21 protein-coding genes, 3 pseudogenes and 1 riboswitch are annotated in these 23378 nt (G+C 70.7%); of the genes and pseudogenes, 7 read left to right on the top strand and 17 right to left on the bottom strand.

Annotated features, from left to right (window positions below; translation table 11 throughout):
- Nucleotides 1-4 precede the first annotated feature (4 nt).
- Nucleotides 5-694 carry a GTP cyclohydrolase II gene (gene ribA / locus FNV62_RS42120; protein ID WP_054234509.1) on the bottom strand — a complete coding sequence of 230 codons (690 nt, stop codon included), beginning with the start codon at nucleotides 692-694 and terminating at the stop codon, nucleotides 5-7.
- A 49-nt stretch (nucleotides 695-743) separates the two neighbouring features.
- On the opposite strand from ribA, the gene FNV62_RS42115 reads away from it, so the two are divergent.
- On the top strand, nucleotides 744-1547 hold the full coding sequence (locus FNV62_RS42115; RefSeq protein WP_060898578.1) for a creatininase family protein: 804 nt from the start codon (nucleotides 744-746) through the stop codon (nucleotides 1545-1547).
- Between the two features lie 167 nt (nucleotides 1548-1714).
- On the opposite strand, the pseudogene FNV62_RS57685 reads toward FNV62_RS42115, so the two are convergent.
- The 5 genes and pseudogenes from FNV62_RS57685 to FNV62_RS42090 all read right to left on the bottom strand — a co-directional run.
- Nucleotides 1715-2476, bottom strand: a pseudogene (locus FNV62_RS57685) (lysylphosphatidylglycerol synthase domain-containing protein); the annotation flags it as partial.
- A gap of 317 nt (nucleotides 2477-2793) precedes the next feature.
- Entirely contained in the window at nucleotides 2794-3738 is a 945-nt protein-coding gene (locus FNV62_RS42105) for a class I SAM-dependent methyltransferase (RefSeq protein ID WP_097287173.1), read from the bottom strand.
- Nucleotides 3735-5000 carry a glycosyltransferase family 4 protein gene (locus tag FNV62_RS42100; protein WP_225900572.1) on the bottom strand — a complete coding sequence of 422 codons (1266 nt, stop codon included), beginning with the start codon at nucleotides 4998-5000 and terminating at the stop codon, nucleotides 3735-3737. Before FNV62_RS42100 ends, FNV62_RS42105 begins: the two co-directional genes overlap by 4 nt.
- The gene (locus FNV62_RS42095; RefSeq protein WP_060900963.1) at nucleotides 4997-5395 is read right to left on the bottom strand and encodes a 6-pyruvoyl trahydropterin synthase family protein; all 399 of its coding nucleotides are present in this window, start codon (nucleotides 5393-5395) and stop codon (nucleotides 4997-4999) included. The genes FNV62_RS42100 and FNV62_RS42095 overlap by 4 nt, the downstream gene beginning before the upstream one ends.
- Nucleotides 5396-5532: 137 nt before the next feature.
- Complete coding sequence (locus FNV62_RS42090) at nucleotides 5533-6513, bottom strand: zinc-dependent alcohol dehydrogenase (RefSeq protein ID WP_054234506.1); 981 nt, start codon at nucleotides 6511-6513, stop codon at nucleotides 5533-5535.
- Nucleotides 6514-6619: 106 nt separating this feature from the next.
- Here FNV62_RS42090 and FNV62_RS42085 point away from each other — a divergent pair, with 106 nt between their 5' ends.
- The 3 genes and pseudogenes from FNV62_RS42085 to FNV62_RS42075 form a co-directional block, all read left to right on the top strand.
- The gene (locus FNV62_RS42085; protein WP_097287172.1) at nucleotides 6620-7456 is read left to right on the top strand and encodes a CDP-alcohol phosphatidyltransferase family protein; all 837 of its coding nucleotides are present in this window, start codon (nucleotides 6620-6622) and stop codon (nucleotides 7454-7456) included.
- Between the two features lie 93 nt (nucleotides 7457-7549).
- Nucleotides 7550-9269 (top strand): annotated as a pseudogene (locus tag FNV62_RS42080) (hypothetical protein).
- A pseudogene (locus FNV62_RS42075) lies at nucleotides 9254-10291 on the top strand (RNA polymerase sigma factor); the annotation flags it as partial. The pseudogenes FNV62_RS42080 and FNV62_RS42075, both read left to right, overlap by 16 nt.
- Nucleotides 10292-10440: 149 nt before the next feature.
- Here FNV62_RS42075 and FNV62_RS42070 read toward each other — a convergent pair.
- On the bottom strand, nucleotides 10441-10809 hold the full coding sequence (locus FNV62_RS42070; RefSeq protein WP_060894699.1) for a hypothetical protein: 369 nt from the start codon (nucleotides 10807-10809) through the stop codon (nucleotides 10441-10443).
- Nucleotides 10810-11097: 288 nt separating this feature from the next.
- Between FNV62_RS42070 and FNV62_RS42065 the strand changes: the two genes are divergently transcribed.
- The gene (locus FNV62_RS42065) at nucleotides 11098-11925 is read left to right on the top strand and encodes an alpha/beta fold hydrolase (protein WP_144316000.1); all 828 of its coding nucleotides are present in this window, start codon (nucleotides 11098-11100) and stop codon (nucleotides 11923-11925) included.
- 153 nt (nucleotides 11926-12078) lie between these two features.
- On the opposite strand, the gene FNV62_RS42060 is transcribed toward FNV62_RS42065, so the two are convergent.
- Entirely contained in the window at nucleotides 12079-12378 is a 300-nt protein-coding gene (locus FNV62_RS42060) for a hypothetical protein (RefSeq protein ID WP_225900571.1), read from the bottom strand.
- Between the two features lie 267 nt (nucleotides 12379-12645).
- Between FNV62_RS42060 and FNV62_RS42055 the strand changes: the two genes are divergently transcribed.
- Nucleotides 12646-13461: a DUF899 domain-containing protein gene (locus FNV62_RS42055; RefSeq protein WP_144315999.1), complete on the top strand. Its 816-nt coding sequence runs from the start codon at nucleotides 12646-12648 to the stop codon at nucleotides 13459-13461.
- Nucleotides 13462-13530: 69 nt separating this feature from the next.
- Here FNV62_RS42055 and FNV62_RS42050 read toward each other — a convergent pair whose 3' ends face one another.
- From FNV62_RS42050 to FNV62_RS42015, 9 genes are all read right to left on the bottom strand, one after another.
- On the bottom strand, nucleotides 13531-14658 hold the full coding sequence (locus tag FNV62_RS42050; protein WP_144315998.1) for an LLM class flavin-dependent oxidoreductase: 1128 nt from the start codon (nucleotides 14656-14658) through the stop codon (nucleotides 13531-13533).
- A gap of 13 nt (nucleotides 14659-14671) precedes the next feature.
- A complete protein-coding gene (locus FNV62_RS42045; protein WP_144315997.1) occupies nucleotides 14672-15817 on the bottom strand; it encodes an LLM class flavin-dependent oxidoreductase in 1146 nt (381 codons plus the stop codon).
- Nucleotides 15814-17202, bottom strand: a complete 1389-nt coding sequence (locus tag FNV62_RS42040) for an NtaA/DmoA family FMN-dependent monooxygenase (RefSeq protein WP_097287168.1) — start codon at nucleotides 17200-17202, stop codon at nucleotides 15814-15816. The genes FNV62_RS42045 and FNV62_RS42040 overlap by 4 nt, the downstream gene beginning before the upstream one ends.
- A 17-nt stretch (nucleotides 17203-17219) precedes the next feature.
- Nucleotides 17220-18455, bottom strand: coding sequence for an LLM class flavin-dependent oxidoreductase (locus FNV62_RS42035; RefSeq protein WP_144315996.1), 1236 nt, complete (start codon nucleotides 18453-18455; stop codon nucleotides 17220-17222).
- A gap of 75 nt (nucleotides 18456-18530) precedes the next feature.
- Complete coding sequence (locus FNV62_RS57680) at nucleotides 18531-18698, bottom strand: putative leader peptide (protein WP_313905062.1); 168 nt, start codon at nucleotides 18696-18698, stop codon at nucleotides 18531-18533.
- Between the two features lie 28 nt (nucleotides 18699-18726).
- Nucleotides 18727-19464 carry a GNAT family N-acetyltransferase gene (locus FNV62_RS42030; RefSeq protein ID WP_097287166.1) on the bottom strand — a complete coding sequence of 246 codons (738 nt, stop codon included), beginning with the start codon at nucleotides 19462-19464 and terminating at the stop codon, nucleotides 18727-18729.
- A 93-nt stretch (nucleotides 19465-19557) separates the two neighbouring features.
- Nucleotides 19558-20583, bottom strand: coding sequence for an ABC transporter substrate-binding protein (locus tag FNV62_RS42025; protein WP_143629067.1), 1026 nt, complete (start codon nucleotides 20581-20583; stop codon nucleotides 19558-19560).
- 126 nt (nucleotides 20584-20709) lie between these two features.
- Nucleotides 20710-21534, bottom strand: a complete 825-nt coding sequence (locus FNV62_RS42020; RefSeq protein WP_097287164.1) for an amino acid ABC transporter ATP-binding protein — start codon at nucleotides 21532-21534, stop codon at nucleotides 20710-20712.
- A complete protein-coding gene (locus FNV62_RS42015; RefSeq protein WP_143629064.1) occupies nucleotides 21531-22496 on the bottom strand; it encodes an amino acid ABC transporter permease in 966 nt (321 codons plus the stop codon). The genes FNV62_RS42020 and FNV62_RS42015 overlap by 4 nt, the downstream gene beginning before the upstream one ends.
- Nucleotides 22497-22964: 468 nt before the next feature.
- Nucleotides 22965-23110: riboswitch (SAM riboswitch) on the top strand.
- Between the two features lie 30 nt (nucleotides 23111-23140).
- On the opposite strand from FNV62_RS42015, the gene FNV62_RS58140 reads away from it, so the two are divergent.
- Nucleotides 23141-23221 (top strand): putative leader peptide, encoded by an 81-nt coding sequence (locus FNV62_RS58140; RefSeq protein WP_351660076.1) that lies wholly within the window; start codon nucleotides 23141-23143, stop codon nucleotides 23219-23221.
- Nucleotides 23222-23378 lie beyond the last annotated feature (157 nt).

The following is a 23378-nucleotide window of genomic DNA, read 5'->3' as shown; positions in this document are numbered from 1 at the left end:
GCGCTCAGGAGGAGTGGGAGACCACCACGTCCAGGTGGGGCAGGAAGTGGTCGAGGCGCTCCCGCTTGGTGCGCAGATAGGTGATGTTCTGCGGGCACGGCGGTATGAGCAGCGGGACCTGCTCGGCGACCTTGATGCCGTTGCGCTGGAGCGACTCCCGCTTGCGCGGGTTGTTCGAGAGCAGGCGTACGGAGCGGACGCCGAGGTCGTGCAGGATGTCCGCCGCGACGCGGTAGTCACGGGCGTCCACCGGGAGGCCGAGGGCGACGTTCGCCTCGACGGTGTCGAGACCCTCCGACTGGAGCTTCATCGCCTGCAGCTTCGCGAGCAGGCCGATGCCGCGGCCCTCGTGGCCGCGGAGGTAGACGAGGACGCCACGGCCCTCCGCGACGATGGCGCGCAGCGCGGCGGCGAGCTGGTCACCGCACTCGCAGTGGGTGGAGCCGAAGGCGTCCCCGGTGAGGCACTCCGAATGGAGCCGGGTGAGGACGCCCTCCTTCGTGGCGCCTTCCCCGCTCTTGCTGAGGTCGCCGACCTCCCCGTAAACCAGGGCCACTTGCTCCTCTCCGCGATCGTGGTCCAGGAAGCCGACCGCCTGGAAGTCGCCGTACACGGTGGGCAAAGGGGCATTCACGACTCGTTCGACACCTGTGAGGCGTGCGGTCCCGGCGAGTACTCCAAAGTTATCTGTCATGATCTGGTTCCTAAGCAGAGTCGAAAGCAGCGTCGAAAGGCCGTGAAACATGAGTGGTTCGGGAACGCGCTCGGCGGTATCCGGTCTGTTGCCCACGGACACCACGGAGGATGTACGCGAGCGGGGGGCCGGTGTCGCCCGTGAGGTCGCCGTGCTTCCCGTCGGGAGTTTCGAACAGCACGGTGCCTACCTTCCGTTGGCGACGGACACCCTGGTCGCGTGCGCCGTCGCGGAACGGATCGCCGCCGCTCATCCGGTCCATCTCCTTCCTCCGGTGACGATCTCCTGCTCGCACGAGCACGCGGCCTGGCCGGGTACCGTCAGCATTTCCGCCGTCACGCTGCACGCGGTGGTGCGGGACATAGCCGCATCGCTGCGCCACTCCGGCGTCGACACCCTGGTGCTGGTCAACGGGCACGGCGGGAATTACGTGCTGGGCAATGTGGTTCAGGAATCCGTCGGCACCGGTACGCGTATGGCGCTTTTCCCGGCCATGGAGGACTGGGAGGCCGCGCTGGAACGGGCAGGTGTGGAGACCTCGTTGCTCACCGATATGCATGCCGGTGAAATCGAGACCTCCATTCTTCTGCACACGCATCCTGAATTGGTCCGGCCCGGTTACGAGACCTCCGATTTCGTCGCGGACGACCGGCGTCATCTGCTCACCCTCGGAATGGCCGGCTATACCGAGTCCGGCGTCATCGGCCGTCCCTCGAAGGCGTCCGCCGAGAAGGGGAAGGAGCTCCTGGCGGGGCTGACCGAGGCCTTCGGGGCGTACTTCTCCTTGGTGACGGCGAAGACGCTGCCCACTGCCTCCGACGCGGCCCCGGCCAAGGGGACTTCCGGAGCGTGAACTTCGGCGGTCTCTGACACTCGGCATTGATCGTGCCCTCCTGCGTTCTCCTGCCGGGGGCGCCGCAGCGCCGCGAACCACCGGACGACCAGGACCGCGACGCCGGGCAGGGCGGCGGCGAAGCTGAGCACTCCGTAGATCACCGCGACGCTCAGGCCCATGCCGGCGCCCAGCCCGGCGGCGCCGAAGGCCCAGGCCATGACGCCCTCCCTGGGGCCCCAGCCGCCGATGTTCAGCGGCAGGCCCATGGCGAGCAGGGCCAGCAGGGCGAGCGGCAGCAGTACGGCGGCGGAGGCGTGGGATCCGGCGACGCGGGCGGCGAGCAGGAACATCGCCAGATGTCCCGCCAGCACCACGACCGACGAGATGAGCACGCCCGGCCAGTTGCCGCGGGCGAGCAGCGCGCCACGCGCCTCGGTGAGGGCGGCGCGGACGGCTCGGTGGCGCCGGGACGGGCCGGACTGGGCGCTGCCCCTGCGGACCGCGGCCGCCGTGACGACTCCGCACACCGAGACGATCGCCAGGATCAGGGCGAGTTGGCGGGCGTCCGCGAGGACCGGTGACGGGAAGGTGAGCAGGACCACCGCGCCGACGGCCACCAGGACCGCCTGGCCCGCGGTCCGTTCGAGCACCACGGCGCGTACGCCGCGGCCGACGTCCCCGGTGCTCTGGCCGTGTCGTACGGCACGGTGCACATCGCCGAGGACACCGCCGGGCAGCGCCGCGTTCAGGAACAGCGCGCGGTAGTAGTCCGCGACGGCGCCGCCCAGCGGCAGCCGGATCCGCAGTCCGCGTGCCACCAGGCACCAGCGCCAGGCGCTGAACACGGTGGTCAGCAGGCCGAGCCCCAGCCCTGCCAGCAGGGTCGGGCCGTCGACCCGTCGCAGGCCGTCCAGGAAGACACCGGTACCGAGCCGCCAGAGCAGCACACCGAGGATGAGGACGCCGGCGACGGAACCGATGTGCGTGCGCAGGGAGCCCCCCTTGCGGCGGGCGGGGGGCGGGTCGGCCTCCTGGAGGGCCGGCGCCACGTTCGACTCACTCTCGGAGCGCGGCTCACCCGCCTCGCGCTCGGCGTGCGGCTCACCCGCCTCGCCGCCGGTCGGTGCCGTGTCCGCCGGACTCACGTCGCCGCGCACCCGAACCAGGTCCGCGTCGGCGTGGACCCGGACCGCGGTCGCCGCGCCGCGCGGGCGGGAGGTGCCCGCGTCCACGCCGACCGCTTCCGCCGTCCCCGCCCCGGCGCTCACGCCGCACCGCCGGTCGGCCGCGGCAGCGCCAGTACGTCGCTGTGGTGGACCCGTACGCGCAGCTCACCCGCGGCACAGGCGGCGAGGCGGGACTTCAGATACGACTCTGCACGGGCGGCCAGCGCGGGCCGCTCCTCGACGGCCGCGCCGACCCAGCCGCGTAGCCACTCCGCCGTGAGGTCGGCCTCGTCGGCGCCGAGCCGCCAGGGGCTCGGATGCACCCGTACCGTCGCGCCGTGCCGGTCGAAGGCCTCGCAGGCCGCCGTGATCGCCTCGGGGCCGAGCAGTTCCCCGCGCCGCTGGTGGGCGTTGAACGCCTCGGCGAACTCGGCGTCCAGCGGATCGGCCGGTGTGAACTCGACGCGCCCCACGACGGAGAGCGTGAGGAGGGCCGGCACCCCGGCGCCCGCGCAGGCCGCCGCGAGCCGGTCGATCTCCTCACGGGTCAGCACGTCGAGCAGGGCGGACGCCGTCACCAGTGACGCCCCGGCCAGCGCGTCCGCGGTCAGCCGGCCGATGTCACCGCGCTGGGTGGTGACCGTGACCCGGCTGCCGTCGGCGGCCGCGTGCGGTGCGCCCACGGTCGCGAAGTGCAGCAGATAGGGGTCCCGGTCGTGCAGGATCCAGTGCTGGGCGCCGTCGAGCCGGGGGGCGAGCCAGCGGCCCATGGAGCCGGTGCCGCAGCCGAGGTCGTGGACCACCAGATCGCCGGCGCGGCCCGGCCGGTTCGCCAGCCGGATGCGCAGCGGGTCGAGCAGTTCGGGCGCCCGTGCGGCGGCGTCCGCCGGCTCCCGCAGCTGGAGCCACTGAGGGGCGTAGCGGGGCACGTCGTCGTCGGGCGCGCTCACGCGCTGCCCCGGAACCCCGGACACACCACCCTGCACGCCCACCTCCGACACGCCCTGTTCCGGAACTCCCGACGGAGTCGCAGTCATACTCATGCCGCCCTCCGAGGCTGCTGCGGAAGACGTCCCAGCACACCGGCCAGGCTGCGGGCGGTGGTCGCCCAGCCGTCCAGTGCGGCCCGGCGACTGCGCGCGGCGGCCTTGAGCCGGCGGCGCACATCGGCCTCGCCGAACCAGCCGCGCAGTTCCGCGGCGAGCGCCGCCGGGTTCTCCGGGGGTACGAGGATGCCGGGGACCCCGCCGTCGGGCGCGCGCCCGACCGCCTCGGGGAGACCGCCCACGTCGGTCGCCAGCACCGGGATCCCGCGCGCGAGCGCCTCGGTGACGGCCATGCCGTACGTCTCGGCGTAGGAGGTGAGGACCATGAGGTCGGCCGCCGCGTAGCTCGCGTCGAGTTCCGCGCCCGCCTGCGGTCCCGCGAGGTGCAGCCGGTCGCCGAGCCCGTACTTCTCGATCAGGCCGCGCAGCTGGGCGACGTACGTCGGGTCCTGGGTGAGTCCGCCGACGCAGACGCAGCTCCAGGGCAGGTCGGTGACGGTGGCGAGGGCCTCGATCAGCCGGTGCTGGCCCTTGCGCGGGGTGACCGCGGCGACGCACAGCAGCCGGGAGACGCCGTCGGTGCCGGAGGCGAGGGGCGCGATGTCGGCGCCCGGGGCGGCGACATGGACCCGTTCCGGGGCGAGCCCGTGGTGGGCGACGAGCCGGCGGACGGCCCAGTCGCTGGTGGCGACGACGGCGGACACGGCCCGCAGCGTCGCCCGTTCCTTCGCGTCCAGCTCGGCGGCCACGGCGGGCGCGAGCCCGGTCTCGTCGCCGAGCGGCAGGTGCACCAGGACGGCGAGACGCAGCCGTTCGGCCTCGGGGGCGATGATCTCGGGGACGCCGCAGGCGACGAGCCCGTCGAGGAGGACGACCGAGTCGTCCGGGAACTCACTGAGCGTGCGGGCCAGCTCCGTACGGGCGGAGGCCGACGGCCGGGGCCAGTCGCCCGCGACGGCGTGCTTGTGGACCTGCCAGCCGAAGCCGGGCAGGTCGAGGCAGAGTCGCCGGTCGTAGGCGTTGCCGCCGCTGGGCGCGGACGCGTCGTCGACACCGCCCGGCATCACGAAGTGCACGGAGCGCAGGGACATGGGGATGATCTCGGCGTTCTTGAGAGCCGTGTGCTGCACGGGCACGTAGTTCAGGGAAGCCTGGTCGCCGTTCGCGGCCGCCGGGCCGGTCTTCGCGGCCGCCTGGCCGGTCTTCGGGGACACCGGACCGGACTTGGGGGACGCCTGGTCCATGGTCGTGTCGGTCACAGCGCACGCTCGTAACTCGCCCAGGCGATGTGCGACTCGTGCAGGGTGACCGTGATGCCCGCGAGGCCTTGGGCGCCCTCGCCGAGGGCCCCGGCGTGCACACGCTCGGCGAGGCGGTCGGCGATGACCTTGGCCAGGAACTCCGTCGAGGTGTTGGTGTTCTTGAAGTCCGGTTCGTTGTCGAGGTTGCGGTAGTTCAGCGCGCTCACGACGGCGCCGAGTTCCTGCGTGGCCAGACCGATGTCGACGACGATGTTGTCGTCGTCCAGCTCGGCCCGGCGAAACGTGGCGTCCACCAGGAACGTCGCCCCGTGCAGGCGCTGCGCGGGCCCGAAGACCTCGCCACGGAAGCTGTGGGCGATCATCAGGTGATCGCGGACGGTGATGCTGAACAACGGACGACCCTCCAGGTGCGGCACGTCTGATCCCCTGCCGGGACCATGCCGTGTAGTACGGCTGCCCCGTTCTCCTTGTTCAGCTGCCTGTTCCCCTTTCTTTGCGGTTTTTGGAGGTCAGGCAGGTTGTTCAGTGCTCAAACGCCTTCGTAGACGACGCGATGGCACAGGCCGGGTATCGATCCGGAGGCCAACTTCGGCATCACGTGGGGCAGTTCGTCGAAGCCGCACTCACCAGTGACGAGCGCGTCGAAGCGGGGCTCGGCGAGCAGTTCCAGGGCGAGTGCCAGCCGATCGGCGTACGTCCGACTGGCCCGCCGCGCCGGGGAAACGGAACCCACCTGGCTGCTGCGCACGACCAGGCGCCGGGAGTGGAAGGCCTCGCCCAGCGGAAGGCTGACCCGCCGGTCGCCGTACCAGCTCATCTCCAGGACGGTGCCCTCCTGGGCGAGCAGCTCCAGCGACCGGGTGAGCCCGGCCTCGGTGGCGCTGGCGTGCACGACGAGGTCGCACTCGCCGGCGGCGTCCGCGGGGAGCGCGAAGTCGACGCCCAGGGCGCGGGCGATGTCGGCGCGCGCGGGGTCGGCGTCGACGAGCTGGACGCGTACGCCCGGGAAGCGGGCGAGGAGCGCGGCGACGGAGCAGCCGACCATGCCGCCGCCCACCACGGCGATCCGGTCGCCGACCAGCGGTGCCGCGTCCCACAGGGCGTTGACCGCGGTCTCCACGGTCCCGGCGAGCACGGCGCGCGGGGCGGGGACGGAGTCCGGTACGACGGTCACGGCGTTCAGCGGCACGACGTAGCGCGTCTGGTGCGGATACAGGCAGAAGACGGTCCGACCGCGCAGACCCGCCGGGCCTTCTTCCACCTGGCCGACGCTCAAATAGCCATACTTGACCGGTGCGGGAAAATCCCCGTCCTGGAACGGTGCACGCATCGAAGCATGCTGACTTTCCGGAACGCCGCCGCGGAAGACGAGGGTCTCGGTGCCCCGGCTCACTCCCGAGTAGAGCGTGCGCACCAGCACCTCCCCCTCGCCGGGGGCCGGCAGGGCGACCTCGCGTATCTCGGCGTGGCCGGGCGAGCTCAGCCAGAAGGCACGAGCTGTGAGTTCCATGAGCGTCCCCCTGAACGATTCAGCAGATCTTCACGTACGGAGCGGTGACAAGCCGCGCACTGTACGCGGCGTTGATCGACTCTGTCATACGGCCGGAGGATGTGCGGTGGCCCTGAACAACACGTACGACGCGAGGCTCTTGGCGCAGGAGACCACGGTGGGAGCGGGTCTGCAGCTCCTGGTGCTGGCTCTGCTGGGCACGGCGATCGGGATGGGGCCCGCGGGCTGGCTGACCGGTCTGGCCTTCGCGCTCGCCACCTGGGCGGTACTGACCCGTGCCCTGCGTCGCTCACGGCCCCGTTCCTTCGGACCGGCCAATCGGGTGACGCTCGGCCGGGCCATCCTGGTCGGCGGGGTCACCGCCCTGGTCGCGGACTCCTTCGAGAGCTCGCCCCCGGTCAGCCTGCTCGTCGGTCTCACGGCGGTCGCCCTGATCCTCGACGGGGTGGACGGCAAGGTCGCCCGTCACACCGGCACCTCGACGGCGCTGGGCGCCCGCTTCGACATGGAGGTGGACGCGTTCCTCATCCTGGTGCTGAGCGTGTACGTCTCGATGTCGCTCGGCCCGTGGGTGCTGCTGATCGGCACCATGCGGTACGCGTTCGTTGCGGCGGCCCGGGTGCTGCCCTGGCTGAACGCGGCCCTGCCGCACAGCATGGCGCGCAAGACCGTGGCGGCCCTCCAGGGGATCGTGCTGCTCGTCGCGGGCGCCGGGATCATGCCCCTGGAGGGCAACGCCGCCGCGGTGCTCCTCGCGCTCGCCTCGCTCATCTGGTCGTTCGGCCGCGACATCACCTGGCTGTACCGCCACCGCCACCCGGTCGAGGAGCGGGCGCAGACACAGGAGCGGGCGCAGGAGACCGAGCGGGTGCTGGAGCAGGAACGGGTGCTGGAGCAGGAGCAGCAGGTGCGGGACGGCGTCCGCGAGCTCGTCGAAGCGTGAGGCCGCGGCGGTGGGCGGAGCGTCACCGAGGGCGGAACCGGTCGACAACGATTCGGCAACCGCACGCTCTACCGCGTCGCAGGGTTCGGACATGTGAAAGACCAACTCGTCGTCAAGGGCGCCCGCCGGCACAACCTGCGTGACATCTCCGTGGAGTTGCCCAGGAATGCGCTCATCGTTTTCACCGGAGTATCGGGCTCGGGTAAATCCAGCCCGGCTTTCGACACGATGTTCACCGAGGGCCGACGGCGTTGCGTCGAATCGCTTTCCATCTGCGCCCGACAGTTGCATGCGCACGTGTTCAAGCAGTTGCGGGCCGACGGGTTCAGCCGGGTGCGGGTCGACGGGGAGGTTCAGCCGCTCACCGGGCCGCCGCCGCTGGACAGGCGCGGGAAGCACTCGATCGACGTGGTCGTGGACCGGCTCGCGGTGAAGGCGAGTGCGTGACAGCGGCTGACCGAGTCCGTAGCGACCGCGCTCGGGCTCGCCGGAGGCGTCGTCCGCGTCGACTTCGTGGACATCGGCCTTGAGGCGCTGGAACCGCGGCTGTTCTCCTTCGACGGGCCGTGGGGTGCCTGCCCGAGTGCACCGGCCTGGGCTCACGGAGGGAGGTCGACCCCGAACTCGTCGTACCGGACGAGGAGAAGGCGCTGTCCGAGGGCGCCGTCGCGCCGTGGACGAACACCAGCGGCGCCGAGTACTTCACCCGGCTGCTCGAAGCGGTGGCCGCGGCGGCCGGGTTCAGCACCGCCGCCCCCTGACGTCAACTGCCCGCCACCGCGAAGAAGGTGGTGCCGCACGGGTTCCGCGAGCAGATCCACATCACCTGTCAACGAGGTGCCCTGCCCGGCCTGCGGCGGCGCCCGGCTGGGAGCGGCGAGTCGCCGACGCCGTCGTCGCGGAGATCGGCGAGCGACCGCGGTTCCTTCTCGACGTCGGCCTGGACCATCTCCCACTGAACCGGCCCGCCGCCAGTCTGTCCGGCGGCGAGGCGCAGCGGATCGGGCCGGCCACCCGGATCGGCGCCGGTCCGGTCGGCGTGCTGTACGTGCTGGACGAACCGAGCATCGGGCCGCACCAGCGCGACAACCGACGGCTCGCCGAGACACTGCCGCGGCTGCGGGACCGTGGCAACACCGTGATCGTCGTCGAGCACGACGAGGAGACCGTGAAGGCGCGCGGTGTCGGTCTCCTTCCCGCCCGGGCGGTTCGTCGCCGTCACGGGTGTGTCCGGCTCGCGGCGCGATCAGCGGCGTCGAGGAGACCGACAAGGTGGTCCGGATCGACCGGTCCCCGATCGGCCGCAGCCCCCGGTCGGACCCGGCGACGTACACAGGAGTGACCTCTACGTGCCGTGTGAGGTGTGTCACGGAGCGCAGTACAACCGGGAGACCCGGGACGTACACTTCAAGGGCAGGTCCATCACCGACGTACTGGGCATGACCATCGAGGACAGCCTGGATTTCTTCGCGGAACACGCGATCATCTCCCGACACCTCAGGACGCTCCATGACGTGGGCCTGGGCCATGTGAAACGCTCTACGTCCTCGACGAGCCGACCACCGGCCTGCGTGTCGAGGACGTCCGCCAACTGATGGCCGTGCTCCACCGACTCGTCGACCAAGGCAACACGGTCGTGGTCATCGAGCACGACCTCGACGTGATCAAGACCGCCTACTGGATCGTCGACATGGGTCCCGAAGGCGGCCACCGCGGCGGCACAGTGATCGCCGAGGGCACCCCCGAACAGGTGGCGGCCCAGCCTCGGTCCTACACCGGGCAGTTCCTCCGACCGCTTCTGGAGAGGAGTTGAGCGCCATGGAAACGGACACTCAGGCATGGGAACTGGAGTCGCCCAATCCCGCCGCGTATGCGGACGAGGACGACGACGCGCCCACCCCCCGGCTCACCTCCGGCGGCGCCACGATCGATCAGGTGCGCGACTACCTCAAGCAGATCGCCCGGGTCTCCCTCCTCGACGCCGAGAAGGAGGTGGAGCTGGCGAAGCGGATCGAGGCGGGTCTGTTCGCCGAGCGAAGACTGACGGAGGAGCCGCACATCAGCCCGGATTTCCAACGCGAACTGGAGATTCTCGCCGCGGACGGGCATGTGGCGAAGTCTCATCTCGTCGAGGCGAACCTGCGCCTGGTGGTCTCCATCGCCAAGCGGTACAGCAGGCGGGGAATGCTGTTCCTGGATCTGATCCAGGAGGGGAACACGGGACTGATCCGCGCGGTGGAGAAATTCGACTACACCAAAGGGTTCAAGTTCTCGACCTATGCGACCTGGTGGATCCGGCAGGCGATTTCACGCGCCCTGGCCGACCAGAGCCGGACGATCCGCATCCCCGTCCACATGGTCGAGGTCATCAATCGCATGGCCAAGGTCCGCCGCGAAATACTCCAGGACACCGGGGCCGAACCCACACCGGAACAACTCGCGGACAAGCTGGACGTCCCCGTCGAGAAGATCACCGAGATAGAGGGCTACAGCAAGCAGCCGGTCTCACTCCACACCCCGCTCGGCGAGGACGGCGGCACGGAACTCGGTGACATCCTGGAGGACAGCGAGACCATCTCCCCCGCGGACATGGTCACCTTCCTCCTCCTCAAGGACGCCATCCAGGCCGTCCTCGCGAACATGACCGCACGCGAGGCGGGGATCATCTCCCTGCGCTACGGCCTCATCGACGGGCAGGCCCGGACCCTGGAGGAGATCGGGCAGGTGTACGGGGTGACACGTGAGCGCATCCGTCAGATCGAGTCCAAGACGATGTCCAAACTGCGCCACCCCTCCCGCTCCCAGGCCCTACGGGACTACCTCGACGTCAGCTGATCCCCCCTCACGCCTGCGGCGGGTTCCGCAGGGTCGAATCTCGCCGGAGGCGGAGAGAGAAGGGCCGGTCGGAGGCACGTCGGCCGGGGGCACGGAGAGACGGCCGGCTCAGGAGGGGTTTCCTCCCGGGCCGACCCATCGGCGGTGTGTCAGGCGGGCGGGCATCCGAACCAGTTCAGCTTGCCGTCGCCGGAGGTGTAGCCCATGCAGCTGATGGTTCTGTGGTGCAGGGTCTCGGTCCGGTCGACCCCTGCGTCCAGAGTGTCCCTCTTGTAGTAGGTCCGTACGAGGGTGTCGATCTCGATGGTGTACCAGCGTCTCTTGTTGTTCGGGACGCTGCAGTGGTGGCCGGTCAGGTTGCGGCTGGGCCCGCCGCTGCTCCACATGTCCTGTTCGGCGCGGTCGCAGTGCGCGCGACCGGAGGCGGCGGCGGTGCCGACGCCGGTGCCGAGCAGGGCCGACGCGCCCGTGACCACCGCCGCGGTAACGCCGAGCAGGCGCTTCAGAGTGAGGTTCATCGATTGCTCCTCCTGCCAGATGTGGTGACGGCTCGGAGTCGCCATGTCACCCCGGTGTGATGATCGCATTTATCCGGTATGTCCTGCCTGCCGGCCGGAGGCGCAGTACCTCGACCCGGTGACGTCGGTGCTGCCAATGCAGCAGGCCGCGGTCACACCCCGAGGCTCACCCCCGGAGCCCTCCCATGAACGGCCAAGTCTCGTCATGAGAGTTCACTTGCATGAAGAGAGCACACCCTCTAACTTCATGAGAGTCGACTCTCACCACGCGATGACAAGGACCTCACCATGCCCACCCCCACCTCCACCCCCGCCTCCCGCACCGTCGAGCTGACCGGCGGACTGTCCGTCACTGTCGAGGAGTACGGCGAGAACACCGAGGGATCCGGCGTGCTGATGCTGCACGGCGGTGCCGGCCCGCGCACGGTGGCCGGTATCTCGTCCGCACTGTCCGAGCACGTGTACGTCGTCACGCCGACCCACCCCGGCTTCGACGGCACCCCCCGCCCGGAGCGGTTCGACACCGTCGCCGACCTGGCCGTCGCGTACCTGGATCTGCTCGACACCCTGGACCTGAAGGGCGTCATGGTGGTCGGCAACTCCATCGGCGGCTGGATCGCCGCCGAGATGGCCCTGCGCGACAACCACGGCCGGATCGGCGCGCTGACCCTGCTGAACGCGGTCGGCATCCACGCCCACATGAAGGAGAACCGGGTCGTCGACCCGCGCGCCCTGGCCCCGGCCGAGGTGAGTCGGTTGTCCTTCGCCAACGCGCGGTTCCGCCCCGACTTCGCCTCGTTCAGCGATGCGCAGCGGGCCGCGGCGGTCGCCAACCAGAAGACCCTCGCCGTGTACGGGGGCGAGGGGTTCACGTACGACCCGAAGCTGCGCGGCCGACTGCACCGGGTGACCGTGCCGGTGCTGGTCGTCTGGGGCGAGGAGGACGGCATAGCGCCCCTGAAGTACGGGCGCGGCTACGCCGACTCGTTCCCCGACGGGCACTTCGCCCCGATCCCCGACGCCGGGCACTTCCCGCAGATCGAGCAGATGGGACGCACCCTCGGAGCCATCGGCGACTTCGTCAGCACGATCGTCAAGCCCGACGCTTCGGCCTGACCGTCTCGTACCCCGGCCCGTCTCGTCCCGGCCCGTCCCGCCCCCTGCCTGCCTGCCGCACGCCGGAGCCCCAAGCCCGGCGCGCGGCAGGCACGGCTTCGCAGCGGTCGCCCACTGAGTTCCGCGGCGTCAGAAACGGCGTTCGCCCTGTCCCTATGCCGCACCGCTGATGCCGGCGGCGATGAAGCGCCGGTGGAGCGGGCTGAAGCCCGTCTCGGGTGTACCGGTGATGCCGGCCTTCTGGATCGCGGGTGCGAGCCGTTCGGTGAAGAAGGTCTCGAACGCCTGCTGGGATTCCCACACATCGGTCACGTGGAACCCCTGGGCGTCGAACCAGGCCACGTGCACCTGGCCACCGGCCGCCGGGACCTCCTCCCAACCCACCACATCCCGCACCATGTCGTACTGCTCCGGCGTGACCCCAGCCCAATGCATCGACATCACCACAGCCATGTCCAGCCCCCCTTGCCGCTCGTAGTGCCCAACGCGGGTACCAGTACGGAAATCGTTCCATCCCACGGGCCTTGCCGGACAGAGCGTGTGGAGGCGTACCGGCGCCTGTGGAAAGCCTCGTACGCTCGCCGAGCAGTCCCCTCCACGCGGGCTCGCCCGAAGGTGTCCCGTGCCGCGATGAGTTCTGGTCGGCGCGCGAGTCTGTTCTGGTGAGCGTCGTGGGACGTCGTGCGACGCCGCCCCGCACCAGACATCACGGAGGACATCATGACGACCACGCCGAGTGACCCGACCGCCGCACTGCCCGGCCGTCCACCCGTCGTCGACCTGGCCACCTGGCAGGCTGTCCGTGACGCGCTCCTGATCCGCGAGAAGGCCCACACCCGCGAGGGCGACGCCCTCGCCGCGGCCCGCCGCCGGCTGCCGATGGCGGAGCTCGACGGGACGGTCGAGGTCGTCGGACCCGACGGCCCGGTCCCGTTCCTGGACCTGTTCCAGGGCCGCGACGAGCTCGTGGTCTACCAGCACATGTGGTACGACGGCGCGCCGCACCAGGGGCAGTGCGAGGGCTGCACCACCACGGCCTGGCATGTGAAGGACGCCGTCTATCTCAACGCCCGCGGCGTCTCGTTCGCCGTCCTGACCTCGGGCCCGTGGGACGAGGTGGCCTCCTACGTCGAGTTCATGGGCTACACCCAGCCCTGGTACTCGGTGCGCGGTGTGGACGCGCCGATCGGCGGCGGAATGGGGCACATCGCCTGTTTCCTCCGCGACGGCGACCGCGTGTTCCTCACCTACTCCACGACGGGTCGTGGCAACGAGCCGGTCAACGGGTCCCTCGCGCTGCTCGACATGACGCCCTACGGCCGCGGCGAGGCATGGGAGGACAACCCCGAGGGCCGGCCCGTGATCGTCGACGTCCGCGAGGGGCACCCGTCCCAGGGCCGCCAGGCCTGCTGGTACTGGCGCTCGGACGCGGACGGGAACGCCACCTGGGGACCGACCAGCCGGCCCGTGCCGCAGTGGACCCGCCCCGGCGCGACCCCCGTGGAGACCCTCGGCCGGCATGGCCACCACCACTGACGCGCCTTCGCCGGCGGCGTCGGCAAGAGGAGGAAGCCGGGTCCATGTGTCGTCCGAGTGCCGGTACCGCTATCTGCGTCGCCACTCCTCGGCCAGCAGTTCGTACGAGCGCACCCGGTCCGCATGGCCGTGGGTGATGGTCGTGATCAGCAACTCGTCGGCCCCGGTGGCCTCCTGGAGCTGTTCCAACTGGTCGGCGACGTGTCCCGGGGAGCCCACGAACCGGGTATCGACGCGATCCGCGACCAGCGCCCGGTCCGGGTCGCTCCACACGTGGGCGCGGGCCTCCTTCGGCGTAGGGAACTCGATGGCGCCCTCGGCGGTACGGATGCTGCGGACCCAGAGGCCGTATCCGGTGGCGAGTTCGCGCGCGGTCCCGTCGTCCTCGGCGACGACCACGTCCGCGGACACGCTGACGTACGGCTTGTCGAGGACGTCGGACGGCTGGAAGGCGGCGCGGTAGCCCTCCGCCGCCTCCAGCACCGTGGCCGGACTGACGTGGTAGTTCGCCGCGAACCGCAGCCCGTTGCGGCCGGCGACCGTGGCGCTCTCCCCGCCGCTGCTGCCCAGGATCCACACCTGCACGTCCGCACCCTCGCCCGGGACGACATGTGCCTCGACGCCGTCCGCCGACCGGTACGTCCCCGCGAGCAGGGCGAGGATGTCGTCGATCTGCTCGCCGTAGTCCTGCGACCGGGCGTGCGGCTGTTGGAGCAGCGTGCGCTGAAGGGCGACGCGGGGTGAGCCGAGCAGGTACTCGAAGGAGAACCGGGGTGGGATGCGGAGACCGTTCGGGGCGCGGCCGTCGACCACGGGGGTCGCGGTCGGCAGCGGGGCGGTGGGCCCTCCCGGCGGGCGCCCGCCGGAGCGGCCGAGGCCCAGGTCGAGACGGCCGGGGTGCAGGGCGTCGATCAGGCCGAACTCCTCGACCGTGGAGAGCGCGGTGCGGTGCCCGAGCTGTACGGCGCCCGAGCCGAGCCGGATCGTGGAGGTGGCGGAGGCGGTCAGGGCGAGGACCACCGCGGGTGAGGTGCCGGCGACTCCCGGGTTGAGGTGGTGCTCGGCGAACCAGTAGCGGGCGTACCCGAACCGCTCCGCCTGCCGGGCCAGGTCGATGGAGTTGCGCAGGGCCTCGGTCGCGGTGGAGCCGGAGGAGATCGGGACGAGGTCGAGGACGCCGAGGGGGATGTCGGACATGGGGCGGGCCTCCTCAGCGGTCGGCGGGGACGGACGCGGGGGCGGAGGCGGACACCGGCTCAGGCACCGGCCCGGACGCCGGCTCCGCCTCGGCCTCGGGCGTCGCGAGCACCGGCCCCCACGCGAACGGCGGGTCGGGGATCTCGCGGCGCAGTACCGGAGCGACCTCCGACTGGAAGCGCTCGAGGGAGTCGCGGTGCTGGGCGCCGCCGAGACCGCTCGCGTCCGCGTGCAGATGCAGCACCGTGTGTCCGAACCGCTCGTGGTAGCGGTGCACCTTGTCGATGATCTGCTGGGGACTGCCGATGAGAGCCGAGCTGCGCTCGACGAAGTCCTCCAGCGTCGGGAAGACCGGCTCCAGGCCCAGGCTCTTCTGGAAGGCCAGGTTTCCCTCGAACACCGGGCGGTACGCGGCCAGCGCCTCCTGCGACGTACGGGCCGCGTAGAGACCCGCCGTGCCCGCGCCCACCGCGATGTCGGCCGGGTCGTGGCCGTAGTGCTCCCAGCGCTCGCGGTAGTAGCGGATCAACTCGGCGTAGGGCTCGATGGGGTTGGTGACGTTGGCGGAGAAGAGCGGGTCGCCGTAGCGGGCGGCCAGGTCGACCGACTCCTTGCTGGTCGCGCTGCCGTGCCAGACCCGGATCGGCTGCTGGTACGGCCGGGGCCACACCTCCGCGTCCTTGAGTTGCGGGCGGAAGCGGGTCCCGGCGGTCACCTTGTCCTGGCGCCAGATCTTGCGGAACACCTCGTAGCTCTCGGCGTTGCGGTCCCACTGGTCTTCGGGGGTGACGTCGAAGAGGTCGCGCTGGGCGGCGCCGTTGCCCTTGCCGATGATCAGGTCCAGGCGACCGTCGGAGAGGTGGTCGAGGGTCGCGTAGTCCTCGTACGCGCGTACCGGGTCGAGCAGGCTGAGCGTCGTCACGGCCGTGAACAGGCGGATGCGCCTGGTGAGCGCGGCGACGTGGCTGAGCACGACGGGCGGCGAGGACGAGATGAACGGTCGCTCGTGCCGCTCCCCCACGCCGAAGCCGTCGAAGCCCAACTCCTCGGCGAGCAGGGCGTTGTCGAGGACCTCGCGGAACCGGTCGTGCGTGGACTTCCGCACGCCGGTGATCGGGTCCGGCCGGTGCACGATCAGGGTGATGGCCAGGAATTTCATGACGCCGCACGCTCGTCGCGCACGTGGTCCGGGTGGGCGAGGCCGAGGTGGTCGCGCAGGGTCGTGCCCTCGTACTCGGTGCGGTACACGCCGCGCTCCTGGAGCAGCGGGACCACGGTGTCGGCGAAGGTGTCGAGGCCGCCGGGGGTGATGTGCGGGACGAGGATGAAGCCGTCACTGGCGTCGGCCTGTACGAAGGAGTCGATGGTCTCGGCGACGGTGGCCGGGGAGCCGACGAAGGCCTGCCGGTTGCCGGTCTCGATGACCAGATCGCGGATGGACCACTTGTTGGCGGCCGCGAGTTCCCGCCACTCGCGGGCGGTGGCGAGCGGGTCGCGGTACATCCGGACCTGGGCGCGGCCCCGGGCGATGGTGTGTTCGCCGAGGTCCGGGTCGATGTCGGGCAGGGGTCCTTCCGGGTCGTACGCGGACAGGTCGCGGTTCCAGACGAACTCCAGGTGCTTGATCGCGGTGGCGCCGCTGACCTGCTGGCGGCGCACCTCGCGGGAGATCTCCTCCGCCTCGGCGTCCGTGTCGCCGAGGACGAAGGTCGCGGCGGGCAGGATCAGCAACTGGTCGCGCTCACGGCCGTAGCGGGCGAGGCGTCCCTTGACGTCCGTGTAGAACGCCTGGCCCTCCTTGAGGGTGGCGTACCGGCTGAAGATCGCGTCGGCGCTGGAGGCGGCGAACTCGCGCCCCTCGTCGGAGTCGCCCGCCTGGAAGATCACCGGGCGTCCCTGCGGGCTGCGTGGGACGTTGAACTGCCCCTGGATGTCGAAGTGTTGGCCTTGGTGCACAAAGGCTCCGGCCTTCGCGTCGCGCAGGAAGGTGCCGGTCTGCCGGTCGGCGAGGATCTCGTCCCCGTGCCAGGAGTCGAAGAGCTCGTTCGCCGTGGTCAGGAACTCCTTGGCCCGGGAGTAGCGCTCCTCCTGCGGGAGGAAGCCGCCGCGGCGGAAGTTCTCGCCGGTGAAGGCGTCCCAGGAGGTGACCACGTTCCAGGCCGCGCGGCCGTCGGAGAGGTGGTCGAGGCTGGCGAACTGGCGGGCCACCTCGTAGGGCTCGTTGAAGGTGGAGTTGATGGTGCCGGTCAGGCCGAGGTGTTCGGTGACGGCGGCGAGCGCGGTGAGGATAGTGAAGGTGTCGGGGCGGCCGACGACGTCCAAGTCGTAGACCTTCCCGCCCTGTTCGCGCAGTCGCAGCCCTTCGGCGAGGAACAGGAAGTCGAACTTGGCGCGCTCGGCGGTGCGCGCGAAGTGGGCGAAGGAGCTGAACTCGATGTGGCTGCCGGCCTCGGGGTCGCTCCACACGGTGGTGTTGTTGACGCCGGGGAAGTGCGCCGCGAGGTGGACCTGCTTGCGGGGCTTGTCCTGTGACGTGCTGCTCATGGGTGGGTCCCTCCGGCTCAGGCGGTGGCGGCGTAGCGGTTGGCGGGGCGGGAGAGGCCGAGCAGCCCGCGCAGGGTGTCGGACTCGTACGACTGCCGGAAGACGCCCCGGCGCTGGAGTTCGGGCACGAGGCCCCGGGTGACGGCGGGGAGGTCGTGGCCGAGGACGGCGGGACGCAGTCGGAAGCCGGACAGTCCTGCCTCCCCCAACTCCTGGAGCAGATCCGCCAGTTGGGCGGGCGTGCCGGTGAAGATCCGGGCATGGCTGGTGTACGGGTATCCGGCCAGGGCGTCGAGTCGCTCGCGGCGGGCCGCTGCGGCGGCCGGGTCGTCGTCCAGGAACACCACGAGGTCGCCGAAGAGGTGCAGGGGTTCGTCGGCGCGGCCGGCCGCCGTCCGCTCGGCGCGGATCTCCGCGACGATGGCGCGGGCCTGGCCGGCGTCGTGCGGGGTGACGTAACCGATGTCGGCGGCCCGGGCCACCAGTCGGTAGGGGACGGTCGCGTGGGCCAGGGCGCTGACGATCGGCTGGCCCTGCGGCGGGCGGGGGGTGATCGAGGGGCCCTTGACGCTGAAGTGCTTGCCCTCGAAGTCGATGTAGTGCAGTTTGTCGCGGTCGACGAAGCGTCCGGTGGTGACGTCCCGGATCTCCGCGTCGTCCTCCCAGCTGTCCCAGAGCCGGCGCACCGCTTCGACGTAGTCCGCGGCCTCGTCGAAGAGGTCGGTCGTCAGCTCGCGCAGGGCCGGGCTGTCCAGGTCCTCGATGCGCAGCGGCGGGAGCGTACGGCGGCCGAAGTGCGCGGCTTCGTGCGCGCGGGCCGACACCTGCACCCGTACGCCCGCACGGCCCGTGCTGACGTAGTCGAGGGTGGCGATCGCCTTGGAGATGTGGAAGGGCTCGGTGTGGGTGACGACGGCGGTCGGGACCAGTCCTATGTGGCTGGTCAGCGGGGCGACGCGGGCGGCGATCAGGACGGCGTCCAGGCGCCCGCGGACCTGGTCGGTGCGGCTGTCGGGTTCGGTGAGGTGGGAGGACTGGAGTCCGAGGGCGTCCTCGATGGTCACGAAGTCGAGGAGACCGCGCTCGGCCTCGGTGACCAGGTCCGTCCAGTACCCGGCGGTGAGCAGCTCACGGGGGCGGGCCACCGGCTCGCGCCAGGCGGCGGGGTGCCAGCCGGCGCCGTCGAGTGCGACGGCGAGGTGCAGGTGGGGGGACGAGGGGGAGGAATCGGGCAGCGGAGATGATGCGGACACGGAGGGGGTGCCTTCCTGGTCGACCGTACGAGAGCGCGGCCCTCTGCGCGGAGGGCGCGGCGGCGGGGTGACAGGTCAGGGACGACAGAGCGCGCCGGCCACGCGCTGGAGATCGATGTGCGGCCGGGAGTACAGGTGCACACGGCGGCGCGGGACGAGCGCCACGACGCGGAGAGCGGACCCGACTCGCACGTCCGTCACCTCCGCCTTTGTGTCCCGGCGGGCCCGTGGCCGCGCCGACATCGTGAATCCCTTCAACACAACGGTCCGCCTACGCCGTCTGTTCCTGCTGGGCGCCCGGAGTTCGGACGAGGAGGAAGTCCGAGCGGCGGCGCAGGGTGAAGCCGATCGACTCGTAGAGCCGGATCGCGCCGGTGTTGGTCGCGGAGGCATGCAGGAAGGGCGTGTCTCCGCGCTCCCTGATGCCGGCCGCGATCGCGCGGACCAGTCGCGTGGCCAGGCCCTTGCCGCGGTGGTCCGGGGCGGTGCAGACCGCGCTGATCTCCGTCCAGCCGGGCGGTCGCAGCCGTTCGCCGGCCAGGGCGATGAGCCGGCCGCGGTGGCGGATGCCGAGGTAGGTGCCGAGTTCGACCGTGCGGGGCAGGAAGGGCCCCGGCTCGGTCAGGGCGATCAGGTCCAGGATCTCGGGGACGTCGTCGGGCCCGAGCCGGACCGCTTCGGGGGCGGGCTCGGCGCGCAGCGCGGTGTCGACCAGTTGTACGCCCTGACCGTGCTGGACCGTTTCCCAGCCCTGGGGCGCCGACTTCGCCCCGGTCACGGGGGTGACGGTGCCGGGGCCGACGAGCGCGGCGAGGTCGTCCCAGGCGCGTGGGTCGGCCGGGTCGGCGAGGGCGGTGAACGGGGAGACGTCCAGGGGATAGCGGGCGGCACGTCCTACGCGCTCGGCGAGGTGGGCGTGCGGGCCGGTCAGCGCGGCCCAGGCGGCGTTGTCCAGGATGTGGGGCGTCGCCGGGCTCTGCTGCGGGGTCGGTCGGGCAACGGTGGACATGGTGGTGTCGGAACCTCCAGGAAGCGGTTCGGATGTCCAGGGAACGGATCCGGTCCTCAGGGACAGGAAACGGATCCGGTCCTCAGAGAGCGGTCAGGAGTTGCTGAGCGGCAGCCCGGGCGGATTGATCCGCGAGGTGCTGACGGCCTCGTTGGAGAGGTTCCAGGCGGCGAGCCACTTGGCGTACTGACCGTCCTTGATGAGGTGGTTGATCGCGTCGGCGACCGGCTTGGCCAGCCCGCTGTCCTTCTTCGCGGTGGCCGCGATCAGGCCCTGGAGGGTCGCGCCCGCGCCGGAGAACTTGCCCGCGTTGCGGGTCGGGTCGGGCGTCTTCGCCGTCTGGGTGATGTGGTACGAGATACCGGGGTTGGGCCCGAAGTAGGCGTCGATCTTCCCGCTGGACAGCGCCAGATAGACGCTGTTGTTGTCCTGGAAGTACTTGACGGTGAGCTTCTTGCCCTCCTTCGCGAGCTTCGCCTTCCACTCCAGGAGGATCTTCTCCTGGTTGGTTCCGGCGCCCACGGAGACGGTCCTGCCGGCCAGGTTCTCGTAGTCGCCTGCGAAGTTCCAGGTGCTCTTCTTCGGCACCTCGAAGGCGAGGTTGTCCTGCCGGTAGGAGGCGAACTCGTACTTCTTCTTGCGTTCCTCGGTGTCGGTGACGTTCGAGAAGGCGACGTCGACCTTGCCGCTGTCGATGCCGACGAACAGGTTCTCCCAGGTCGAGTTCTTCACCTCCGCCTTCAGTCCGAGGACCGCGGCGACCAGTCGGCCGAGGTCGGGTTCGGCACCGGTGAGGGTCTTCTGGTCCTGGCCGACGTACGCCAGCGGCGGGAACCCGGCGGGCAGCGCGCCGACGCCGACGACCAGCTTGCCGCTCTTGGCGACGGACTTGGGCAGCTCGGCGCTGATGGACTTGACCTCGGACACCTTCAGGTCGGTCTGCCGCGCGGCGCCGTTGGAGAGCGCGCCCACGGTGACGGTGCCGGCGGCAGCGCTGTCGGAGGTGGTGGCCGCGTCGCTCTCGCCCCCGCAGGCGGCGAGAGCGGCGGCGAGGGCGGCGACGGCGGTGGAGGCGGTGAGGCCACGGAGGAGTCTGCCGCGGAGGGTGACGGTGTGCATGGCTGTCCTTGTCCGATGCTCGTGAGTGAACCGTGTGGTGGGGAAGGCGCGGTGGGGGAAGGCGTGATGGGTGAAGGTGCGGTGGATGAAGGTGCGGTGGATGAAGGTGCGGTGAGGGCGAGGAGTTCAGAGGACCTTGCTCAGGAAGTCCCTGGTCCGCTCGTGCGTCGGGTGGTCCAACACCTCGGTGGGCGAGCCCTGTTCGACGACGCGGCCCTCGTCGAGGAAGACGATCCGGTCGGCCACCTCGCGGGCGAAGCCGATCTCGTGGGTCACGATGATGAGCGTGGTGCCGCTGGTGGCCAGGTCCTTGATGACGGCGAGTACCTCGCCGACCAGCTCGGGGTCGAGGGCGGAGGTCGGCTCGTCGAAGAGGATGACTCCGGGCCGCAGCGCGAGGGCGCGGGCGATGGCGACCCGCTGCTGCTGGCCGCCCGACAACTGCCGTGGATAGGCGTCGGCCTTGTCGGCCAGACCCACGCGGTCGAGGAGGGTGCGCGCGAGTTCCCTGGCCTCGGGCCGCTTCAGCCGTCGGGTCGCCACCGGCGCGGCCGCCACGTTGTCCAGCACCGTCAGATGCGGGAACAGGTTGAAGTTCTGGAAGACGAACCCGATCCGGCCGCGCTGGGCCAGGATCGCCCGCTCGGTCAGCTCCTTGAGCCTCCCCCGGCCTTCGGCCGGGGGGACCCCCGTCTCGCTGCGCTCGCCGTGTCGGCGTACGCCGATCAGCTCGCCGTTCAGGCTGACATGGCCGATCTCGGGCTTCTCCAGGTGGTTGATCACCCTGAGGAGGGTGGACTTGCCGGAGCCGGACGGGCCGAGGATCACGGTGACCTCTCCGGGCCGCACGGTCAACTCCACTCCGTTCAACACGCGTTGGGCGCCATACCACTTGTGCACATCGCGCACCTCGACGGCGGCCGGTCGGATCGCGAGCGTCTCGCCGGTCATATCGCCGCCTCCTTACGGGCCCGGGCCCGCAGGTCACGCAGACCGGTGCGGACCTTCTGCAACGGGGTCGGCGGGAGGGAACGCAGCGCGCCCCGCGAGTAGTACCGCTCGACATAGAACTGGACGACGGACACGACGCTCGTGAGGATCAGGTACCAGGCGGTGGCGACCAGCAGCAACGGCACGATGTCGCCGGGGTAGGTGGAGCCCATGCTCTGCACCGAGCCAAAGAGGTCGAGCAGCGAGACGTAGAAGACCAGCGAGGTGCCCTTGATCAGGCCGATCAGCTGGTTGACGTAGTTCGGGGTGATGGAGCGCAGTGCCTGCGGGAAGACGATCCTCGTGAACTGGTAGCCCTTGGGCAGACCGAGTGCGGAGGCCGCCTCGTGCTGGCCCTGGTCGACGGAGAGGATGCCGCCGCGGACCACCTCCGCCGCGTACGCCGCCTCGTTGAGGCTCAGTCCGACGACCGCGACGACCAAGTCGGTGGCAAGCCGGGACTCGTCGAAGGTGAGGAACGCGGGGCCGAAGGGGACGCCGAGGCTCAGCGTCTTGTAGAGCGCGCTGAAGTTGTAGAGGAAGAGCAGGACGACGATGAGCGGCACCGAGCGGAACAGCCAGATGTAGACCCAGCTCACCGCGCGCAGCACAGGGCTTTCGGAGAGTCGGGCCAGGGCGAGCAGGATGCCGCCGAGCAGGCCCAACACGGCGCTGTAGAGCGTCACTTCGAGGGTGATGAGCAGGCCGTCGAGGATCGTGGGACGCAGGAACCAGTACTGGAACCGGTCCCACTGGAAGAAGGGGTTGGTCGCCAGCCCGTGGACGATCTGGGCGACCACGACGAGCACGATCGCCGAGGCGATCCAGCGGCCGGGGTGGCGCAGGGGCAGCACGCGCTGTGCCGCGGCCGGGCGGGGCTCCGTCGTGCTCAACGGCACGGCGGAGCCCAGGGATTCACTCATGGAGGGCTCCAACGAATGCGGACACACCGCCGCGGCCCGTACGACGGCGGTGCGCGCGGGGACAGACGGATGTCAGGGAGTACGGAGGGAGGAGAGGCTCACCGACAGCACGCCGACAGGACGGCGGGCGAAGGAGGTCGAGCCGTGCGGACGTTCAACGCCGCGAAAGGCGGAAGCGGTCAGCCCTGACAGAGACAGCGGGCGCCGCGGGAGCTACAACACAGCGCGGCGGCGGAGCAGCCGTGGCGCCGCGAAGCGGTCGTCCCGTCAGCTGCGTACATCGCGTTCACCGTCACCATTCCGCCCCGTTGGGCCTCGAACGCACCGGGATCGATCCGGTCCGATGCGGCGTAAGTTAGGCATGGCCCCAAACGAATGTCAACGCGCACCGGCCGGAATGACCACGTGGTGAGACCGCGCATATGCCTTCTTGACGGCTCCGCGGACCGCACCGAGACTGACGGGGACGGTCACGATTGTCAGCGCCCGTCGTGCGGGTTCTCCCGTTCGACGCGGTTATCGGCCCCGGCCCGCTGACAGGCAACCCTTCCACCGCGACGGGGTGCCCCGGGTGACGACCGGGTCCCGCCGGTGCGGCGGGGCAAGCGTGGTCTCGCCTCTCGCGAGCCCCGGACACGGGAGCGATGGGAATGGCCAGGAGGAGCACGAACGGTCTGACCAGGCGCCTGCACATCGATCTGCAGCGGGTCTCCAGCGCGTACTAGTCCAGGCGGTCCGTCCGTCCTGGTCCACGCGGTCCGTCCAGCGCGTACTGGTCCCTGCGGTCCGTCCCGCGCGTACTGGTCCACACGGTCCGTCCGGTCGGGCACGTCCCACGATCCGGACCGGCCCGTACGTCAGCGCAGTCACTCCGTTCCGCCA

The sequence above is a fragment of the Streptomyces sp. RLB3-17 genome (assembly GCF_007113425.2).
In the GTDB taxonomy this organism is placed as follows: domain Bacteria; phylum Actinomycetota; class Actinomycetes; order Streptomycetales; family Streptomycetaceae; genus Streptomyces; species Streptomyces mirabilis_D.
This window is presented reverse-complemented; position numbering and strand designations above follow the sequence as displayed.

Bases quoted from the DNA above. Each gene is read 5' to 3' on its own strand.
- FNV62_RS42065 (WP_144316000.1), top strand. From the start codon at position 11,098: ATGCCCACCCCCACCTCCACCCCCGCCTCCCGCACCGTCGAGCTGACC.
- FNV62_RS57680 (WP_313905062.1), bottom strand. From the start codon at position 18,698: ATGTCGGCGCGGCCACGGGCCCGCCGGGACACAAAGGCGGAGGTGACG.
- FNV62_RS42030 (WP_097287166.1), bottom strand. From the start codon at position 19,464: ATGTCCACCGTTGCCCGACCGACCCCGCAGCAGAGCCCGGCGACGCCC.
- FNV62_RS42050 (WP_144315998.1), bottom strand. From the start codon at position 14,658: ATGTCCGACATCCCCCTCGGCGTCCTCGACCTCGTCCCGATCTCCTCC.
- FNV62_RS42040 (WP_097287168.1), bottom strand. From the start codon at position 17,202: ATGAGCAGCACGTCACAGGACAAGCCCCGCAAGCAGGTCCACCTCGCG.
- FNV62_RS42070 (WP_060894699.1), bottom strand. From the start codon at position 10,809: ATGAACCTCACTCTGAAGCGCCTGCTCGGCGTTACCGCGGCGGTGGTC.
- FNV62_RS42015 (WP_143629064.1), bottom strand. From the start codon at position 22,496: ATGAGTGAATCCCTGGGCTCCGCCGTGCCGTTGAGCACGACGGAGCCC.
- FNV62_RS42055 (WP_144315999.1), top strand. From the start codon at position 12,646: ATGACGACCACGCCGAGTGACCCGACCGCCGCACTGCCCGGCCGTCCA.
- FNV62_RS42020 (WP_097287164.1), bottom strand. From the start codon at position 21,534: ATGACCGGCGAGACGCTCGCGATCCGACCGGCCGCCGTCGAGGTGCGC.
- FNV62_RS42045 (WP_144315997.1), bottom strand. From the start codon at position 15,817: ATGAAATTCCTGGCCATCACCCTGATCGTGCACCGGCCGGACCCGATC.
- FNV62_RS42090 (WP_054234506.1), bottom strand. From the start codon at position 6,513: ATGGAACTCACAGCTCGTGCCTTCTGGCTGAGCTCGCCCGGCCACGCC.
- FNV62_RS58140 (WP_351660076.1), top strand. From the start codon at position 23,141: ATGGGAATGGCCAGGAGGAGCACGAACGGTCTGACCAGGCGCCTGCAC.
- FNV62_RS42105 (WP_097287173.1), bottom strand. From the start codon at position 3,738: ATGAGTATGACTGCGACTCCGTCGGGAGTTCCGGAACAGGGCGTGTCG.
- FNV62_RS42060 (WP_225900571.1), bottom strand. From the start codon at position 12,378: ATGGCTGTGGTGATGTCGATGCATTGGGCTGGGGTCACGCCGGAGCAG.
- FNV62_RS42025 (WP_143629067.1), bottom strand. From the start codon at position 20,583: ATGCACACCGTCACCCTCCGCGGCAGACTCCTCCGTGGCCTCACCGCC.
- ribA (WP_054234509.1), bottom strand. From the start codon at position 694: ATGACAGATAACTTTGGAGTACTCGCCGGGACCGCACGCCTCACAGGT.
- FNV62_RS42115 (WP_060898578.1), top strand. From the start codon at position 744: ATGAGTGGTTCGGGAACGCGCTCGGCGGTATCCGGTCTGTTGCCCACG.